The organism is Paenibacillus sp. NPDC057886 (genome assembly GCF_042796655.1).
Taxonomy (GTDB): domain Bacteria; phylum Bacillota; class Bacilli; order Paenibacillales; family Paenibacillaceae; genus Paenibacillus.
The window spans coordinates 635,555-654,214 of record NZ_JBHVMZ010000004.1 but is presented as its reverse complement, the minus strand read 5'-3'; the positions used below and the strand labels follow the sequence as shown (position 1 = coordinate 654,214).

The following is an 18,660-nucleotide window of genomic DNA, read 5'->3' as shown; positions in this document are numbered from 1 at the left end:
CAACGATTAGAAGCCTTCCGAATCCGTGTAGGACCAAGCGCTTCAATGTCAAAACCCGCCTCCAGGAAAATTTCGCTCGGAAGCTTTCCCTTGCCGTATTCATCAATAAAAATCCCTTTAAATTCCTCTGTATACGTAATAGCTTTTGCACTCACGTTTTTAACATACGGATTTAATTTTAATTGTGCCTGTTGTTGATCTGTGAAACATTTTATTGTCATCTCAATCCTACCACCGCTCATGTTTTCTTCATTATAAACAAAAAAAAGCCCTATAAGATGACCTTTTTCAAAGTGTCTATCTTATAGGGTACATTTTATTCACGAGATATCCTTTTTAAAATCAGATCCACTTAAGGCTTGATGGAAGAGGCAATTTGACCATCTTCATTATGGATAATAGCCCGAATGTTCTGTTTTTCACTCTTTTCTTTGGCAGCATCCACCGCTTCGGCTTTGGTTCGGAACGTAGCCAGAGATTTGGATTGACCTTCTTCCTTGATTGCCCAGCCCGAGTCGGTAGGAACGACATGAATATTATCATGGCTTTTGGAAGAAGAGACAGGTTCGGAATGACGGCGTGGAGATGAAGATTTTCCATGCTCCGATTTGCTGTCTGATGAAGTATGTTTTGCAGCCTGCTTCGAATTCTTCGATGTGGGATGATTCTCATCCCATTCTTCTGCTTTGGCAGTAGCGATCGCAATGGAGCGTCCTTCCTCGTAACCGTCATCCAGCAGGGCATTGGCAATCTCAATGGCCTTATCTCTGACACGAGGCTCCAGATTTTTCATGGAAACGGGATAATCTTGTTTGTTCCACGGCATATTGATTCCCTCCTGTACATTATAAGTTATTTGTATATTACCCTTTACCCGGATGAATAAACGATTATTGTGGAGAACGAAACGTATGCTGTAGTTATTGTGCATTCTACTGTTCAACTTCTCCGCGCTTTTCTATACTTTTATGTGGATGAAGAGTATAATGCTTCCATGCTTAAAAGTATAATAGAAGCACATGAGGAAAAAGAAAAGATAAGGAGATTTACATATGTTTAGTTTAAGCTTAGCCATTCCTATGTTGTTTACCATGCTTATTCATGCGGCTGATAGTATGTCCTATGCGCTGCGCCTTGGGGGATTACGTACTCGAAGAATAGCGCTGGCCTTGTCCCTGTCCGGAATTTTGCTGCTGGTGTCGCGTACCTCCAATATGGCCCAAGGGCCGATGGTAGGCAATCTCGTGGATACTGCGACGAATGGAGGGAACCCACACTTTGCAGCGCAACTGCACTGGCTTATGGGTGCGGCTACGGTAGGAACAGCCTTGGCTATTATAAGCTTTCCAACGATGGTCAAGCTTGCTTCGCGAATGGTCGTTCATTTTGAGGCGGCAGGATCGATTCCTTCCATGGTTCGAGGCCTGTTGAAACGCAGCAAGATCAAAAACGCGATGTATTACATTACCCCGCCATCATGGAAAATGGCAAAGCTATTGGTACACAACGGAATGCCCAGACGTCTAATGACGTTGAACATAGCGGTGACAGCGATCTATACGACTGGAGTCCTGTCCAGTCTATACGCTGCGTATCTTTATCCGGGGCAGGCTGTAGCTGCTTCGCAATCCACCGGACTTATTAATGGAGTAGCGACCATTTTGTTAACCATCCTGATTGATCCACGTATTTCGTTGCTCAGCGACAAATCACTACGCGGTGAAATCCGGCTGGATCGAATGAATCAGATCTATGGCTGTATGCTTGTATCCCGTTTATTTGGCACATTGTTGGCTCAGTTGTTATTGATTCCATTCGCGTATTGGATCGGCTGGGTTGTTAGTATGATGTGATGGGAATTACTCCGATAATCTGTACTTTCGCATCTGAATCCATTCAAGAAAGGGTAGGATAACCATGGAGAGCCCTAGTAAGGAGAGAAGCAGAAGACTGGGTTCTTCATGCATCCAATGGTCTATAGCAACAGCGATGAGAATAAAGAATGTCAGTAGAAAATACCCCAGCTTCGAGCTCTGTTCCGTAATTTTTCTACCCAATTCCTCGTCTTCACGAACATGATCTTGATCTGCCTTTGTTCCCCATGTCACGGTTGACATGAACAGCATCATGATTGCCCCAAGTGTTACCATTTCGCCGAGTCCAACGGATTTCCCAAAAGCTGTCCGATATATCACCATTCCAAGCACAAGAAGTGCCGATAAACCTGTAATTCCTATTGTCCAGTTTCTTGACCTCATCAGGATTTTCTCCTCTCATACATAAATAACTGTTCAATCGTGACCTCCAGTGCTTCTGAGATAGCAAAAGCCAGTGGTAAACTGGGGTCATACTTGTTGTTTTCAATAGCATTAATCGTCTGTCTGCTGACATCACACTGTTCGGCAAGTTTGCCTTGTGAAATGTCTTTCAGTTCACGCAGTACTTTTATCCGATTTTGCATCCACAAACCTCTCTTTACATGGCACGAATGAACTCAAGCGTGTCAAGAACTCTTTACACCTGGATTTTATATGATTGATCATTCGTATGTCAAGAACTCTTTACATCCCAGCGGAGAATGGGCAAAATATACAACCAAAAGAGCAACGGAAAATTTCCGCTGCTCTTTAAGGTAATTCTATGTGAATGTTATCTTATCTTAATTAAACAGTATGGCGTACTCTGGGTATCCTTCTTTTTCCAGATCTTCTTTGGGTACAAAACGAAGGGCTGCGGAATTGATGCAATAACGCATCCCACCCGCTTCGGCAGGGCCGTCGTTGAACAAGTGCCCCAGATGGGAATCCCCTTCACGACTTCTCACTTCGGTACGAATCATGAAGTGGCTGAGATCTGTTTTTTCCTTCACATTGTAGTCCCGCAGTGGACGGGTGAAGCTTGGCCAGCCGCAGCCGGAATCGTATTTGTCGGTGGAACTGAACAGTGGCTCACCGGATACGATGTCCACGTAAATTCCGTCACCATGGTGATCCCAGAACTCGTTATGGAACGCTGGTTCGGTTGCGTTGTTTTGGGTAACTTCGTACTGAAGCGGTGTCAGACGCTCTTTCAGGCCGTCTTTATCCACTTTGCCGGACCAATTACGTTCGATAAAGTCTTCACGTCCAGAACCTTTACGGTACCGTTTGTAGTGAGCAGGGTTTTTGTGATGGTAACCTTGGTGATGCTCCTCTGCTTCATAGAACGTTTTCGCTGGCAAAATCGGTGTGAAAATTGGTTTGTCAAAACGTCCGCTTTGTGCCAAAGCTGCTTTGGAAGCTTCTGCGATCTGGCGTTGTTCTTCACTGTGATAGAAGATGGCCGTCTGATAAGATGATCCACGGTCATGGAATTGTCCACCCGTATCCGTTGGGTCGATCTGTTGCCAGAACAATTCAACGAGCTTCTCATATGGGAAGATGGCCGGGTCGAACGTAATTTGAACGGCCTCTACATGACCTGTCGTTTCCGAGCAGACCTCCTCATATGTTGGGTTCTCCGTATGTCCTCCTGTATAACCCGATACAATCTTATGAATGCCGGGTAGTTCCTCGAAGGGGGATACCATACACCAGAAGCATCCGCCTGCAAAAGTTGCTTTTTCACTTGAATGTTGGTCCATGCTATAGTCACTCCATTTCTGATGAAGATTGATATTTTGGCTTACTCTTCTATTATATCCTGAATTGGCAAGCCAACCAAGCAGGATCGTAAAGAGGGTGGATCTGAACTGTTTCTGACTGTACCGACTTAGACTTTTTTACGAGAGCGCAAGCGAAACAAGAGCAATACTATCGTCATGAACACCAGATAACCGGCAAGGATTATCAGACTAAGCCAGATTGATGATTCTGCTTGTGCACCCGCATAGGCAAAAACAAAAATCGCAGGAAGTTTGCCAATTGCCGTCGCGACCATAAAGACCCAGAATGGGGTGTAGGTAATGCCCGCATAAATATTAACCGCCATTTGGGGCACGATGGGCAGCAGTCGCATAGACACGATACCCATGAAGGGATGAGCCTCCATCCATGTTGTAAATCGATTCAAACCCCGAATGCGTTCAAGATAGGATCTGGCCTGATTTCTGAATATCGTTCTTGCTCCGGTGTATACCAGCAGTGCAGCGAGCGTAGTGCCAAGCCAGCATATCCAGGCTGCTGTTGCGGTACCGTAACTATACCCAAAGGCAATAATGACAATTTTGTACGGAATCACGGGTACAAGCGCAAACAACGTCGCCATGGCGAGTAAAAGTGGAATGGACTGATGCAGATCGGTCCAGGCCAGCAGTTCATATCTGTAAATAAACGTGACTCCGGCAAGTAAAACATATAAGAGGAGCCATAACCATTTTCGCAAAATCCCAAACGCTCCTTTCAGACTAGGAAGGTCTACCTGTATCCCAATCCGTATTGCTAACTCTTTAAAGTTTACCACGTTCAACCAAAGGATGGATAATTAGGCCGGTTCTAGCTGCAATCACTGGCATGTTGCTGCCCGAAGGGTTACACTATAGGACGTAGAAATATAGAACTCATCTGAAGGTGGAATGATCATAATGGAAACAACCAAGCGAACTCGTGCTGCGATCATCGGACTCGGGGATATTGCACGTAAAGTATATTTGCCGCTGCTGACTGCCCACTCGGACGTGGAAATTACGGGGATTATGAACCGTTCTCCCGAGCCGGTGAAGGAAATACAGCATACCTATAGATTGAACCAGGGAACAACGGATATAAAAGAATTGTTGTCCTGGGATCTGGATGCGGTGTTTGTACATACAGCGACAGAAGCTCATTTTGACATCGTCATGCAATGTTTGGAGCGGGGGCTGGCAGTATACGTAGACAAACCTCTATCCTATACGTTAAGGGAGTCAGAAGAAATGACCGCTTTTGCGGAAGCACAAGGTCTGCTGCTGGCGGTAGGTTTTAACCGGAGATATGCACCGTTGTATCAAAACGCGAAGGAATGGATGCAGGCTGGACAAGGCTTTGAATCGCTGACAGTTACTAAACATCGGACAGCTATTCAGGATCGTCCGGCTGCGGAAACCATCTATGATGATCTGATTCATATTCTTGACCTGATGTTATGGTATTCGGATCACAATGTGCAGCTGCTCCATCAATGGATACGTAAAAATGACTTGGACCGACTGTTGCATGCGGCTGGATCAGCCAAGCTGGGCAGAACGGCATATGGCAGATTCGATATGGTACGCCAAGCAGGAGCGGATCTGGAGAAGCTTGAGCTGTATGGCGGAGGAAGGTCGGTAGAAGTGCTGAACATGGAAATAGCGAAGTATGAGGAACGCGGCGTACAGGAACGCAAGGAAACCTTTGGCAGCTGGGAAAGTATTTTGACCCGAAGAGGATTCACGGGAGCCATCGATCAATTTTTGGCAAATCTTGAAACCCCGGATGACTGTGCCATCAGTGCGAGTCACGTCATGGACAGTCATGACCTGGCTGAACAGCTTATCCGCGGTTAATCTTGCAGAAGTCTGTGCGGGAGTGTGAATGGAGCCTTCCGCACCAATGATTCATTAAACGATATTGGAGGAAGAATAACACCATGGATGAATATGAAAAAGAACGCAACAAGCAGATTGAGGAAGCTGTAATCGAGACGTATAAACAGGAAGAGGAAATGATGATTCTGGTATTTGCCCAGTGGTGTGTCAATCATGGACTGGATCCGGAAGAGATGTACCGGCAAGCCTACCCGGAACAACTGAGCAACGAGCGTTTGCAGCAGGTGTTGAAGCTAGTTGTATCCAAGGAGGAAGCCGGTGACATTCCGGACGACACCGTATTGGGCGTGCTATCCATGTTTGGCAACGAAGATTTGGCTATGGTTGTATCCGAGGCGATTGCCGCGCGCAAATAGGTTTCGGTTACGAATAATACGTATTAACGAAGCGATTACATCTGTTCCCGGTGTATGACGCGGAATTCTTTGGGCGACATGCCGAACCGGGAGCGGAATACCCGGTGGAAATACGTATAATTGTTAAAGCCGGAAGACTCGGCTACATGTTCGAGTGTCATTGGACTAAAAATGATCCGTTCCCTGGCCATGTTCAGCCGTACATCCAGTGTATATTGCATAATACTTTTACCAAACGCTTCTTTGAAGAGATGAACTCCCCGTGAAACACTGATTCCAATATGGGTAGCTATATCTTCAAGCTTGAATAGAGAAGAAGCGTTCTCCTCGATGTAACTTTTAATCTCATATGCCACATAGTTGGTATTGGTAATCGTTGGATGCTCCGAGAGCAAACGATCCACTTCAAGACAAAGAATTCGCATATAATAACTGGCAATTTCAGGGTAAGGATTGGAAATACGGCGCTGCTCCAGTACGAGCTGTCGAAACAGGGTGAGCAGGCTTTCGGTCAGCTGCACCTTGATCCGGTTCGGCCTCTTGTGATGTTTCCACCACTCATCCACCCAGTCCCCATTGAAGAAAATATGGTAGTCACCACTCTCCACAAGTCGTTCACCCATCGGATTTTGCTCTTTGTCTATTCTCAGTTCATACGGCTCATCTGGACTAAACAGAAGCAGATCACCCGCATCAACAAGCGACATGACGCCGTCTACACGGGCTCGGCAACGTCCGTCCGTCTGGAGCCTCATCAGGTAATTCTTTACTCCCTCAGGATGCAATCCTATATAAGGTTTGCGATGAAACGAGAAGCCTGCTGTAAGAACCTGGCAGGAATAATCAGTCGGCATTGGCATACTCCTTGCAATTTGAAAATTATGACCAGATAGTTCATGTTTCAATCATATTATTCATTTTAATTGAAGCCGAAACGGAATACCATAGTATTAAATTCAAGTGCAACAATCTAGCGCAAAACCTTCAATTACAAATATGCAAATTACAGGTTCTCACCACTCATAAGGAGATGAACACCACTGTGGAGAAAATGAAAGCAGGCATTATTGGTTGCGGTAACATTAGCGCCATATATCTGGAAAATTTTAAAGATAATCCTCTCATTGAAGTGGTGGCTGTTGCGGATTTGATCCGTGAACGGGCACAAGAACGAGCTGATGAATTCAATATCGCAAACGTTTACAATGTAGATGAGTTGCTGCAAGATAACGAGATTGAGCTTGTGCTAAACCTCACGGTTCCTGGTAGTCATGCCATGACTGATCTGGCTGTGCTTGAAGCAGGCAAACATGTGTATGCCGAGAAACCACTGGCAATCTCTCTTGAGGATGGGAGCAAGGTAATTGAACTGGCTGAGGAAAAAGGATTGTATGTCGGTTCAGCACCGGATACGTTCCTTGGATCAGGCATTCAGACTGCCCGCAAGGCTATTGAAGAAGGACTGATCGGCAAGCCGATTGCGGCAACTTCATTCTTCATGGGTGGAGGGCCCGAGGCCTGGCATCCAAATCCGGAGTTCTTTTATGTCGCTGGTGGCGGACCGATGTTTGATATGGGGCCTTACTATTTGACCGCTCTGATTACCCTCCTTGGACCGATTCGTAGAATCAGTTCATCGGCAGGTGTACAGATTACGGATCGTATTATTGGTTCCGGACCGAAGGAAGGTACACCTCTTGAGGTACAGACGCCAACACATCTTGCAGGAACGATTGATTTTGAGGAAGGTGCCATTGCAACGATGATCACCAGCTTCGATATCCGGGGCGCTTCGGATTTGCCGCGGATTGAAATCTACGGTACCGAAGGCACGCTGAGCATACCGGACCCCAACTTTTTTAATGGGGAAGTGAAACTGCGCAGATTCGGTCAGGATACATGGGAGACTGTGACACCTGCTTTTGAAAGCAGACAGAACGAGCGTGGAATCGGCGTTACCGAAATGGTTGAATCCATTCGAGCCGGACGTGAACACAAGGCCAGTGGCAAGCTCGCCTACCATGTGCTTGAAGCTATGCATGCGTTCCAGCGCTCCTCGCTTGAGGGCAAACACATCCAGCTGGAGAGCACTTATGAAGCAGGAGCAGAAAACAATACAGATGAGAATCAGTCAGAGGCTGTACAGTCACACTAATTGATTTCGGATGAGGTGAACCGGTAAATGTTGAAGGTTGGATTACAGCTATATACGGTACGTGATGAACTGGAGCGCGATTTCAAAGGTACACTCGCCAAGGTTGCAGAGCTTGGATATCAAGGTGTAGAATTTCACAACTTTTACGGACGTAGTCCGGAAGAAGTAAGGGCCATTCTGGATGAATTCGGTCTGGAGGTCGTTGGTACCCATATTCAGTACAATAGTCTGCTTGAGGATCTCGATGGCGTGATCGCTTATCACAAAGCCATCGGAAACAAAAACCTGATTGTCCCTTATCTGTCGGAAGAACAACGGCAATGGGATAACGTATTTGGTTCCCTTAATGAGATTGGTGAGAAGTGTGCAGCTCAGGACATGGTGTTAATGTATCACAATCATGATTTTGAATTTACAGAGCAGGTTGAAGGGGAGCCGGCGTTATACGCGATGTATGATACCGTAAACGCTTCCCATCTGCAAGTGGAGCTGGATTCGTGTTGGGCTCACGCCGCAGGATACCCGCCAACGGAAGTCATCGCGAAGTATGCGGGACGTCTGCCACTGGTCCACTGGAAAGACATGCGCCGTTCAGAAGGTCAAGTCCTGACAGTGGAATTTGGCCAAGGCGAGGTAGATCTGGGGGCTGTAGCTACAGCGTCAGATCAGGCGGGAGCCGAGTGGCTTGTTGTGGAGCAGGATGTATGTCAGAATCCTCCACTGCAAAGCATCGAGAGCAGTATGAACTGGATTAGAAAATATGCCGCTAATGGAGGACTTGTTCATGTCTAAAGTACTTAATATCGCCATCGTTGGTTGTGGCGGAATCGCCAAAGGTAAACATATGCCCAGCCTGTCCAAACAATCTAAGGGCCGTATGGTCGCTTTCTGTGACATTGTGAAAGAACGTGCGGAGGAGGCAGCAGCCGAATTCGGTGCTGAGGGAGCCAAAGTATATACGGATTATCACGAGATGCTGAAGGATGAAAGCATTGATGTGGTACATGTGTGTACACCAAACGACTCCCACTCCGTGATCACAGTCGCTTCTCTTGAGGCGGGCAAACATGTAATGTGTGAAAAGCCAATGGCGAAGACGTCTGCACAAGCGCAGGCTATGCTGGAAGCCGCACAACGTACAGGCAAAAAGCTGTCCATTGCGTATCAGAACCGTTTCCGCAATGATAGCCAATACCTGAAACAAATGTGTGAAGAAGGCGAGCTGGGCGATATTTATTTCGGTAAGGCGATTGCTCTTCGCCGCCGTGCTGTCCCTACCTGGGGTGTGTTTCTGGATGAGGAAAAGCAGGGCGGAGGACCGTTGATTGATATCGGTACCCATGCGCTGGACCTGACTCTTTGGCTGATGGATAATTACAAGCCGAAGAGTGTAATGGGATCAACTTTCCACAAGCTGGGTCAACGTGAGAATGCGGCCAATGCTTTTGGTCCGTGGGACCCGGAACAATTCAAGGTAGAGGATTCTGCATTCGGCTTTGTGACGATGGAGAATGGGGCTACAATTATTATCGAATCCAGCTGGGCGCTGAACGTTGCTGAGTTTGGCGAAGCCAAAACACTGCTTTGTGGAACAGAAGGTGGCGCGGATATGCAGGATGGTCTGCGTATCAATGGCGAGAAACGCAGTCGTCTGTTTGAAACCAAGGTAGATCTGGACGCAGGCGGAGTTGCTTTTTATTCCGGTAGTGCAGAAAATGAAGCGGATCGTGAAGCCAGAATGTGGCTTGAAGCGATCGTGGAAGACAAAGATCCTGTTGTAAAACCTGAGCAAGCTATCGTGGTTACTCAGATTCTTGAAGCGATCTACGAGTCTGCTCAGACAGGCAAAGCGGTTTATTTCGAATAACCGACCGGATCTCATTTCCAATGAAATAACCAGTATTCTTACGTTTAATTTCAGGATAGAATAGCTCTTGATTTTCCACAATAATGGTACAATCATGTGATCTGAACGGTATATTTATGCAGTTCATTGTTCATAAAAATAGCAATTAATATGATATCTAATCTAGGGAGGAATCGCACTTGAAACTCGGCGTATTTTTGGTACTATTCGGAGGACGTAAATTGGAAGATGCACTCGACTATGTTGCATCCAAAGGCTTGAAAGCAGTAGAAATCGGAACAGGTGGACATCCAGGGAATGCTCATTGTAAGCCGGATGAGCTTCTGAGCAACCCGACAGCATTGAAAAACTTCAAAAATGCAGTAGAATCCCGTGGTCTGACCATCAGTGCATTGAGCTGTCACGGTAACCCGCTTCATCCACAAAAGGATATTGCGAAAGGATTCCACGATGATTTCGTGAAGACGGTAGAACTGGCTGAGAAACTGGAAGTGCCTGTTGTAAATACATTCTCCGGTTGTCCGGGAGACCATGAGGATGCCAAATATCCGAACTGGCCCGTTGCACCATGGCCGAATGACTTCCAGGAAGTTCTTAAATGGCAATGGGACAATAAAGTTATCCCTTATTGGACAGAGTGGGGCAAATTCGCTGCAGATCACAATGTGAAAGTGGGACTGGAGCTGCACGGTGGATTCTCGGTGCATACACCAGCTACCTTGCTGAGACTGCGTGAAGCAGCAGGCGAAGTGATTGGCGCCAACTTGGACCCAAGCCACATGTGGTGGCAAGGGATTGATCCGGTGCAAGCGATCCACATTCTGGGACGTGAAGGCGCGATTCATCACTTCCATGCGAAAGATACAACTATTGATCCAATTAACGTGAATAAATATGGTGTAACGGATATGCAGGATTATACAAACATGCTTGATCGTGCTTGGCAATTCCGCTCGGTCGGTTATGGTCACGATAACAAGACTTGGGCTGATATTATTAGCGCCCTGCGTCTGGTCGGATATGATTATGTCGTAAGTATTGAACACGAAGATGGTCTGATGTCGGTAGAAGAAGGATTCTCTAAAGCTGTGCAAAATCTCCAACAAGTGTTGATTGAGGAACCGCTGGGAGATATGTGGTGGGTTTAGAGTTACACTAGGGGGAAATTGAATATGATTAACGTCACCATTTGGAATGAATTTGTCCATGAGAAAATTCACGATGAAGTAAGGGAAGTCTATCCAGACGGTTTGCACATGGCGTTGGCAAACGGACTGGGAGGCGAAGGCTTTGCCATTCGCACTGCAACACTGGATCAGCCTGAGCATGGATTAAGTGATGAGGTGCTGAATTCTACAGATGTGCTTATATGGTGGGGACATATGGCGCATGATCGTGTGAGCGACGAGATTTCACAAAAGGTTGCACAGCGGGTCCTGGATGGTATGGGGTTGATTGTGCTGCACTCCGGTCACTTCTCCAAGCCATTCAAGGCGCTGATGGGCACAAGTTGTGATCTGAAATGGCGTGAAGCCAATGAACAGGAGATTATCTGGTGTGTGAATCCGTCCCATCCGATTGCCGAGGGCATCAATGGTAAGATTATTCTGGAAAAAGAAGAAATGTACGGGGAATTCTTCGATATTCCAGTGCCGGATGAGCTAGTGTTTGTGAGTAATTTCCAAGGCGGAGAAGTATTCCGGAGCGGATGTACGTTCCTCCGCGGTTCAGGCAAAATCTTTTATTTCCGTCCAGGTCATGAAACGTACCCGACCTTCTACAATCCGGAAATTTTAAAAGTGATCAGCAATGGAGTGAAGTGGGCATATCCTGCGCGCAATGTTAAGCCGGAATACGGCTTCAGCGAACCTGTAAGATCACTTGGTAACGTGCTGGTATAGGTCGCAAATTGGCTGTGTAAACACATGAAATAAATGGTATACCAGGGAACCCTTCTCCAAGTCGATTATGACTGTGGCAGCTGGGTTCTTTTTGGGTAAGATAGCTACATGGGAGTTAGACGATATTTTCCCATGGTTCCTATGTCCCATGTGATGTATACTGAGTTGTATCATCGAAGTTGAGTTATGCCTCTAAAATTTTAACTTTTTAGCGGCAGACGTTTTCTTTCAGACTTAAATATGTTATTATGAAATATACTAACTAAACGTAAGTTGAGTGATCTCTAAAGAGGTGATTAATGTGGAAGGCCAAGATTTGCGGATGTGTCCGCGCTTTGAGACGGCGTTTTCTTTTCTGGGTAAGCGCTGGAACGGTCTGATTATTCAAACGTTGATGAGTGGTTCGAAGCGATTCAAGGATATCTCCAACCTGATTCCATCGATGAGTGATAAGATGCTGTCGGAACGGATGAAGGATCTGGAGAGCGAAGGAATTCTGATCCGCCATGTCTATCCGGAGACGCCAGTTCGTATTGAATATGAACTGACAGAGAAAGGCAAGGCGCTACAGCCCGTTATGAATCAAATTCAAGACTGGGCAGAGCAGTGGGTTGATTAGTAACACCTTCCCCGGCTCAAACAAAGTGAACTGATGGGATAAAGGCTCTTGATTTCCAGTGGAAATCAGGAGTTTTTGTCTTAAGGGTTCTGCACATGTTGTCGTGAGTTGTAGTATAATTGTAAATAAAATGGCCGCAGGCGGCCGGAGCGAGGAGGCCACTTGTCATGAGAGAAGAAAGCTTATCCCGTGAAGTACGCTACGGCAAGCAAGATATTGCAGAACTTGAGAGCGCATCCATCCAGGTACATCTGATCTACAAAAAAGCTGCGGAGTTATTTAAACGAACTTCAAATTCCCCGTCGGTTAAGGATGATGTTACAGGAGCGAAGACTCATTCCACGAATAACAATGGTCAAGTAATGGCTCCGGCGGTACTGCAAAAATGGATTCAGACAGCAAGAGGCTGGAAATGTATTGGATGTGAACTGAGACAACCCGATTTCGGGGTTCAAGCCGAAGCCACCTTCCATGAAGAACGTGTGTATCTGGATGTGGGCGAAGGTCGTTTTGTCCAAGCGGAGATGCTGATTCAGGCGATTGTATGGTCACAGTATGAGAAGATCCGTCTGTTCGCACCTTGGCTGGGTGATGACACCTTCTACACTGTACAGGAGCTGGATGTGATTGCCCGTTATATTGTACCTACCTATTTCTCTGAACGGCCGCTGCATGAGCAGGGCAAGGCATCCAAGGTACACCATTCATCTGGTCAGATTCCGCTCTACCAGGAATATGTGGATGCACCTTCATTCTGTGTACAGGTGGATGGTGGATTACTTGAAGGGCGTTTGCTGACAGGCGTTTATGTGTCGGAGGAACAGTTCTTTGGGCTCAATCCATATCTGAAGGATGGAGACGGAGGCCGCACCTACATGCAGGCTTGTGTTCAGTAACCATGCTACTCAATAGACCTTAATGATAATTCGGAGCCAAAGGGCCTGCTTGCAGGCTCTTTGTGTTGTTGTACAAACCAGTTATGGACGCTGCTGGATGAAAAGTAACGGCATTGACACTTTTTTTGCATGAATTTTGTGCCATAATAAAGGTTATGGACAACAGGGTGAATGATTTTACGCAGGGTGGTGTTACCTACATGAAGAAGAGAATCCCCGGTTACATAGGTATATGTCTGCTTATTCTGGTTATATTAGCCGGGTGTAGCGAGACACAGCCTTCCGAACAGCCAATCGTCAAAGAGAACGAATCGCAAAATACTATTACTGTGGCAGTGGATGGCAGTACTTTTTTGCCTGACGCAACGAAGTCCATTAAGAGAGATTTTAGTGAAGGTCTGACGCTCAAGAAAGCACTATTGAACAGTGGACTTGTCGATTTTACGGCAGATGGCAAGCGGATCCAATCCGTTGGGGAAGTTTCGCTCGATTCCTCCCTTAGCTGGGCTGTCAAACTGAATGGCAAGGATATTGACCCGGAAAATTGGGACATGGAGCTTCATGTCAAAGATGAAGTGATCATATATGTAAAAGCCGCTGACAGTGGGGGAGACGATGTTGTTTACCAAACAACATTACTCAAGGTGAGCGGTGGAAATATTATGCCAAATCTCAATCGTCAATATGCCGGGGTGTATGTTCAGGAATGTACTGTGCGTGATGTATTGAAGTCCAGTGGGATTGTAAGAATGTCGGAGAACAACAAATTCGTTGTTTCCGTTGAAAATGTAATTCCCCGGATGAACCAACGCTGGATGATCATGGTGAATGACAAGGAACTGATGGAAAACGGTTTGGACATGAAGTTGAATCCACGTGATGCAGTAAAGCTCGAGTTGACTACTGTATCTTAAGCATAACAAAAGCCCAATCTTCGTCTCAGAAGATGGGCTTTTTTCATTTGTATATTAGGTGATTACAAGACGGGAAAACGTCAGATTCGGCAAATCTCGTTAGGACACAATTCGCAGTGGCAGATGCCCTGCAGCATGTGCAGATCCTTAATGACAATCATGCCGTTGTCGTATTCAATGGCGTCTTTTTTGCGCAGATCGCTTAACATGCGGTTGACACTTTCACGGGTCGCTCCAATCATGTTGGACAGATCCGTGTGCGTTATTTTTTTATGAATCATGACATGCTCTCCATGAGGCTCACCATAGGAATTGGACAAGCGAATTAGCGTGGAGCAGAGTGCGCCTGGTTTGCCATATAACATCAAATCACGGAATTTGGTCTGGGTTAACCGGTGGTGGATGCCCATCCATTTCATAAAGTCGATCGCAAAGTCACAATGTTGGCAGATCAGCATCTCCAGGTCTTTGTGCTCCAGTACACCGATCTCACTGTCCTCAAGCACTTCCGCAGAAAAGCTGTGTTTCGATCCGAAGAACGGATCAGCCTGACCAATCATATCACCGGATTGATACATGTACATGATCAGTTCCTTGCCTTCATCCGTGGATTTGGTGATCTGGGCACGACCCCGTTTCATATAATAAAGTTTGTCAGAGACATCTCCTTCCCAATACAGATGGGTTCCTTCCGGATAGGTTCTGTCCTTCATCGTTACGAGCAGATGGTTGAAATTCGCTTCCGAGAAACAGTTGGTATTTCCGCGTTTTTCCAGTACACTCAGTTGTTCTCTCATAAGTCTATCTCCCCTTTGTGTCCATCGGACGGCCTTCTGCAGCTTGGACTGGCCCCCGTGGTTCGCCGCAAACCGTTGCCGTCCTGATCAGGGTCATCTCTCGGCCGGGAAGGACGGTACAAATTGCGGTGGTTCAATTTTTAAGTTCAGTATATACCTTATCTTGCCGTTTGAGGGGCATGGAAAGGGGGCAAAAATGGCGAAATTTCAAACATTGTGATTAAATTCACTTTATAAAGGGGAGGATGAATCTGACAGCCCTATAGTTTTAATAGGAAGACTAAATGGCTAAGTGAGGGACACTAAAAAACTTAAATTAAATTTGTTATACTTTGTGAAAAAAATCACATAATTAACCCATTCCCCATGGTACGATGTGAATGTAAAGAAGAGAGACAAACCAATACGAACCTTTAGGAGGATGAGGGAGATGGCTGTAAAGAACGAAGTCGCCCCAGTAAAAGAACCGACAGCAGGTCAGTATATTCAAACGTTAATTGACAAAGCGAATAAAGCACATGCAGCATTCATGTCCATGGATCAGAAACAGATTGACCGCATCGTGCAAGCGATGGCGCTGGCAGGTCTGGACAAACATATGATGCTCGCCAAAATGGCCGTGGAAGAAACAGGCCGGGGTGTGTATGAGGATAAAATCACCAAAAATATATTTGCAACAGAATATGTGTATCATAGCATCAAATATGACAAAACAGTAGGGGTTATTGAAGATAACGAATACGAAAGCTTCCAGAAAATTGCGGAGCCTGTCGGCATCATCATGGGGATTACCCCGGTAACGAACCCGACATCCACCACGATGTTCAAAGCACTGATTTCCATCAAAACGCGTAACCCGATCATCTTCGGTTTCCACCCATCTGCACAGAACTGTAGCCGGGAAGCGGCTAGAATTCTAATGGAAGCTGCAGTGAAGCATGGTGCTCCAGCGGATTGTATCCAGTGGATTGATGATCCTTCCATGGATCGTACAAACGCGCTGATGAATCATAATGATGTGGCGCTCATTCTGGCAACAGGCGGATCAGGCATGGTACGGGCCGCATACAGCTGTGGTAAACCGGCACTGGGCGTAGGGCCGGGTAACGTTCCTTGCTTTATTGAGAAAAGTGCAGATATCAACCAAGCGGTAACGGATCTGATTTTATCCAAATCGTTTGATAACGGCATGATCTGTGCTTCCGAGCAATCAGTCATCATCGAAGAACCGATCTTCGATCAGGTGAAAAAGAAAATGATCGCTAACGGTTGTTACTTCGTCAACAAGGATGAGGCTGCGAAACTGACCGCAGGTGCGATTAACGCTGAGAAATGTGCGGTGAACCCAGCGATTGTTGGTCAATCTGCAGTCAGCATTGCGCAAATGTGCGGGATCGAGGTTCCTGCTGGCACCAAAATTCTCGTAGCCGAGATTGAAGGGGTGGGCACGAAGTTCCCATTGTCAGCTGAGAAACTGAGTCCGGTACTGGCTTGTTACAAAGTGAAAACGGCAGCTGAAGGGATTGAGCGTGCAGCAGAAGTGGTTGCTTTTGGCGGCATGGGTCACTCCTCCGTTATTCATTCGACGAACGAAGAAGTCATTGGCAAATTCGCAGATCGTCTGCAAACCGGACGGATTATCGTGAATTCACCATCCACACACGGCGCCATCGGTGACATCTACAATACCAACATGCCGTCTCTGACATTGGGCTGCGGATCGTATGGACGGAACTCGACTTCTTCCAACGTAACCGCTGTGAACTTAATCAACGTGAAAAGGGTGGCTCGCCGTACCGTGAATATGCAGTGGTTCAAAGTGCCGAACAAAGTCTATTTCGAAAAAGGTGCAACACAGTATCTTGCCAAAATGCCGGACATCACACGTGTAGCCATTATTACGGATGCCATGATGGTCAAACTCGGTTATGTGGAAAAAGTAGAGCACTATCTGCGTCAACGTCAAATGCCGGTAGCCATTGAAGTGTTCTCTGATGTAGAACCCGATCCATCCACAACAACGGTAGACCGCGGTACGGAAATGATGCGCCGCTTCCAGCCAGACTGCATTATCGCACTCGGCGGGGGATCACCGATGGATGCTGCCAAAGCGATGTGGTTGTTCTATGAATATCCAGACACAGACTTTAACGACTTGAAGCAAAAATTCATGGATATCCGCAAACGGATCTACAAATATCCACGTCTCGGCGTGAAAGCGAAATTCGTAGCCATCCCGACAACTTCGGGCACAGGTTCGGAAGTAACATCGTTTGCGGTTATCACGGACAAAAATCAAGGGAATACCAAATATCCGTTGGCAGACTACGAGTTAACACCAGATGTAGCCATCGTAGACCCAGAATTCGTATACTCTCTGCCTAAAACCGCTGTTGCGGATACAGGTATGGACGTATTGACTCACGCCATTGAAGCATATGTATCCGTCATGGCGAATGATTACACGGATGGACTCGCGATCAAAGCGATCCAGCTGGTATTCCAATATCTTGAGCAATCGGCGCTGCAAGGTGACAAACTGGCTCGTGAGAAAATGCATAATGCTTCGACGATTGCAGGTATGGCTTTTGCCAACGCGTTCTTGGGCATTAACCACAGCTTGGCACACAAATGGGGCGGTCAGTACCACACCGCACATGGACGTACCAATGCGATCCTGATGCCACACGTCATTCGCTACAATGCGAAAAAACCGACCAAATTTGCATCGTTCCCGAAATATTCGCACTTTGTGGGAGATGAGCGTTATGCCGAAATTGCCCGCATTCTGGGATTGCCTGCTCGTACGACAGAAGAAGGGGTGACCAGCCTCATCAATGCCATTCGCAAACTGAACAAAACATTGGGTATTGAAGAGTCGTTCCAGGAAATCGGATTCGATGCCAAAGACTTTGAAGCACATGTGGATTATCTGGCAGACCGTGCATTCGAGGACCAATGTACAACAGCCAATCCAAAACTGCCGCTGGTGACTGAACTGGCAGATGTATACCGCAACGCTTTCTACGGCAAGTTTGAATAACAATTAAAGCAACAGCAGGATTTAGGCAGATATAGTCAGGGTTCCCCGTAAGGGGAGCCCCGATTGCCGTCTTTTTTGTAAAAAAAGGTATAACGGAATCCTTGCAGTAGCCGTTTGAACCAGGTTTTCACACCATAACGGAGAGGGTAGAAAAAACTGAAGAAGCGAAGCGTTCGCTTTCAAGCACGATTTTAACCTTCTATGCTATATAGTTTGAACCATACATGTACACGATAACGTAGAGGAGAGAAAAAACCTGAAGAAGCGATAGCGCTCGCCTTTATCCCCGGATTTTACCTTTTTAAAAGGGAATCAAAAAAATCTGGGGGTAACAGCGATCGGAAGGTTGTTCTATCCTTGGAGTGGCCAGTGTACATATCCTTTCTTTTAAATTTTATTGTTCGATCGGGGAAATCGGGTTTGAACATTGATCGGAAGTTGTTCTGCCCGCGTAGTGGCTAAGTGTGAATAATTTAGGGTTCAACTTGACACAGCACAGGTGGAGTGAGGATGGTCACAAACTTTGTGATAAAAATCACAGATGATGAAAGAGCCAAGACGTATACTGAA

At 46.4% G+C, this 18,660-nt stretch carries 20 protein-coding genes; 12 read left to right on the top strand and 8 right to left on the bottom strand.

What is annotated here, in order from left to right; genetic code table 11:
- A partial coding sequence (locus ACFVQB_RS17285; protein WP_379441331.1) for an HTH domain-containing protein occupies nucleotides 1-221 on the bottom strand: 221 nt, incomplete at its 3' end.
- A gap of 131 nt (nucleotides 222-352) precedes the next feature.
- A complete protein-coding gene (locus ACFVQB_RS17280; RefSeq protein WP_379441328.1) occupies nucleotides 353-826 on the bottom strand; it encodes a DUF2188 domain-containing protein in 474 nt (157 codons plus the stop codon).
- Nucleotides 827-1,052: 226 nt separating this feature from the next.
- Between ACFVQB_RS17280 and ACFVQB_RS17275 the strand changes: the two genes are divergently transcribed.
- The gene (locus ACFVQB_RS17275) at nucleotides 1,053-1,853 is read left to right on the top strand and encodes a lipid II flippase Amj family protein (protein ID WP_379441324.1); all 801 of its coding nucleotides are present in this window, start codon (nucleotides 1,053-1,055) and stop codon (nucleotides 1,851-1,853) included.
- Between the two features lie 6 nt (nucleotides 1,854-1,859).
- Here ACFVQB_RS17275 and ACFVQB_RS17270 read toward each other — a convergent pair whose 3' ends face one another.
- The 4 genes from ACFVQB_RS17270 to ACFVQB_RS17255 form a co-directional block, all read right to left on the bottom strand.
- Entirely contained in the window at nucleotides 1,860-2,258 is a 399-nt protein-coding gene (locus ACFVQB_RS17270) for a hypothetical protein (RefSeq protein WP_379441321.1), read from the bottom strand.
- Nucleotides 2,258-2,461 carry a helix-turn-helix transcriptional regulator gene (locus tag ACFVQB_RS17265; RefSeq protein WP_090900912.1) on the bottom strand — a complete coding sequence of 68 codons (204 nt, stop codon included), beginning with the start codon at nucleotides 2,459-2,461 and terminating at the stop codon, nucleotides 2,258-2,260. Before ACFVQB_RS17265 ends, ACFVQB_RS17270 begins: the two co-directional genes overlap by 1 nt.
- Before the next feature lie 198 nt (nucleotides 2,462-2,659).
- Nucleotides 2,660-3,622: a peptide-methionine (S)-S-oxide reductase MsrA gene (msrA, locus tag ACFVQB_RS17260; RefSeq protein ID WP_379441315.1), complete on the bottom strand. Its 963-nt coding sequence runs from the start codon at nucleotides 3,620-3,622 to the stop codon at nucleotides 2,660-2,662.
- A 128-nt stretch (nucleotides 3,623-3,750) separates the two neighbouring features.
- Nucleotides 3,751-4,362, bottom strand: a complete 612-nt coding sequence (locus ACFVQB_RS17255) for a TVP38/TMEM64 family protein (protein WP_379441311.1) — start codon at nucleotides 4,360-4,362, stop codon at nucleotides 3,751-3,753.
- A 199-nt stretch (nucleotides 4,363-4,561) separates the two neighbouring features.
- Between ACFVQB_RS17255 and ACFVQB_RS17250 the strand changes: the two genes are divergently transcribed.
- Both ACFVQB_RS17250 and ACFVQB_RS17245 read left to right on the top strand, forming a co-directional pair.
- On the top strand, nucleotides 4,562-5,500 hold the full coding sequence (locus ACFVQB_RS17250) for a Gfo/Idh/MocA family protein (RefSeq protein ID WP_379441307.1): 939 nt from the start codon (nucleotides 4,562-4,564) through the stop codon (nucleotides 5,498-5,500).
- 83 nt (nucleotides 5,501-5,583) lie between these two features.
- Nucleotides 5,584-5,898 carry a hypothetical protein gene (locus ACFVQB_RS17245; protein WP_379441304.1) on the top strand — a complete coding sequence of 105 codons (315 nt, stop codon included), beginning with the start codon at nucleotides 5,584-5,586 and terminating at the stop codon, nucleotides 5,896-5,898.
- A gap of 35 nt (nucleotides 5,899-5,933) precedes the next feature.
- Here the strand turns inward: ACFVQB_RS17245 and ACFVQB_RS17240 are convergent, their stop codons facing one another.
- A complete protein-coding gene (locus tag ACFVQB_RS17240; protein WP_379441300.1) occupies nucleotides 5,934-6,752 on the bottom strand; it encodes an AraC family transcriptional regulator in 819 nt (272 codons plus the stop codon).
- 188 nt (nucleotides 6,753-6,940) lie between these two features.
- On the opposite strand from ACFVQB_RS17240, the gene ACFVQB_RS17235 reads away from it, so the two are divergent.
- The 8 genes from ACFVQB_RS17235 (at nucleotide 6,941) to ACFVQB_RS17200 (ending at nucleotide 14,250) form a co-directional block, all read left to right on the top strand.
- Entirely contained in the window at nucleotides 6,941-8,053 is a 1,113-nt protein-coding gene (locus tag ACFVQB_RS17235) for a Gfo/Idh/MocA family protein (protein WP_379441296.1), read from the top strand.
- Nucleotides 8,054-8,080: 27 nt separating this feature from the next.
- Nucleotides 8,081-8,845: a sugar phosphate isomerase/epimerase family protein gene (locus tag ACFVQB_RS17230; RefSeq protein ID WP_379441292.1), complete on the top strand. Its 765-nt coding sequence runs from the start codon at nucleotides 8,081-8,083 to the stop codon at nucleotides 8,843-8,845.
- Nucleotides 8,838-9,920, top strand: coding sequence for a Gfo/Idh/MocA family protein (locus ACFVQB_RS17225; protein ID WP_379441288.1), 1,083 nt, complete (start codon nucleotides 8,838-8,840; stop codon nucleotides 9,918-9,920). Before ACFVQB_RS17230 ends, ACFVQB_RS17225 begins: the two co-directional genes overlap by 8 nt.
- A gap of 179 nt (nucleotides 9,921-10,099) precedes the next feature.
- Entirely contained in the window at nucleotides 10,100-11,068 is a 969-nt protein-coding gene (locus ACFVQB_RS17220) for a sugar phosphate isomerase/epimerase family protein (RefSeq protein ID WP_024631039.1), read from the top strand.
- A 24-nt stretch (nucleotides 11,069-11,092) separates the two neighbouring features.
- Nucleotides 11,093-11,821: a ThuA domain-containing protein gene (locus ACFVQB_RS17215; protein ID WP_379441282.1), complete on the top strand. Its 729-nt coding sequence runs from the start codon at nucleotides 11,093-11,095 to the stop codon at nucleotides 11,819-11,821.
- A gap of 322 nt (nucleotides 11,822-12,143) precedes the next feature.
- Nucleotides 12,144-12,440 carry a winged helix-turn-helix transcriptional regulator gene (locus tag ACFVQB_RS17210; protein WP_148565210.1) on the top strand — a complete coding sequence of 99 codons (297 nt, stop codon included), beginning with the start codon at nucleotides 12,144-12,146 and terminating at the stop codon, nucleotides 12,438-12,440.
- 167 nt (nucleotides 12,441-12,607) lie between these two features.
- Nucleotides 12,608-13,336, top strand: a complete 729-nt coding sequence (locus tag ACFVQB_RS17205) for a hypothetical protein (protein WP_379441279.1) — start codon at nucleotides 12,608-12,610, stop codon at nucleotides 13,334-13,336.
- Nucleotides 13,337-13,536: 200 nt separating this feature from the next.
- Entirely contained in the window at nucleotides 13,537-14,250 is a 714-nt protein-coding gene (locus ACFVQB_RS17200) for a hypothetical protein (RefSeq protein ID WP_379441275.1), read from the top strand.
- 80 nt (nucleotides 14,251-14,330) lie between these two features.
- Here the strand turns inward: ACFVQB_RS17200 and ACFVQB_RS17195 are convergent, their stop codons facing one another.
- On the bottom strand, nucleotides 14,331-15,047 hold the full coding sequence (locus ACFVQB_RS17195) for a Crp/Fnr family transcriptional regulator (protein WP_076291848.1): 717 nt from the start codon (nucleotides 15,045-15,047) through the stop codon (nucleotides 14,331-14,333).
- A 430-nt stretch (nucleotides 15,048-15,477) separates the two neighbouring features.
- On the opposite strand from ACFVQB_RS17195, the gene adhE reads away from it, so the two are divergent.
- Nucleotides 15,478-18,090, top strand: a complete 2,613-nt coding sequence (adhE, locus tag ACFVQB_RS17190; protein WP_379441270.1) for a bifunctional acetaldehyde-CoA/alcohol dehydrogenase — start codon at nucleotides 15,478-15,480, stop codon at nucleotides 18,088-18,090.
- Nucleotides 18,091-18,660: the final 570 nt, after the last annotated feature.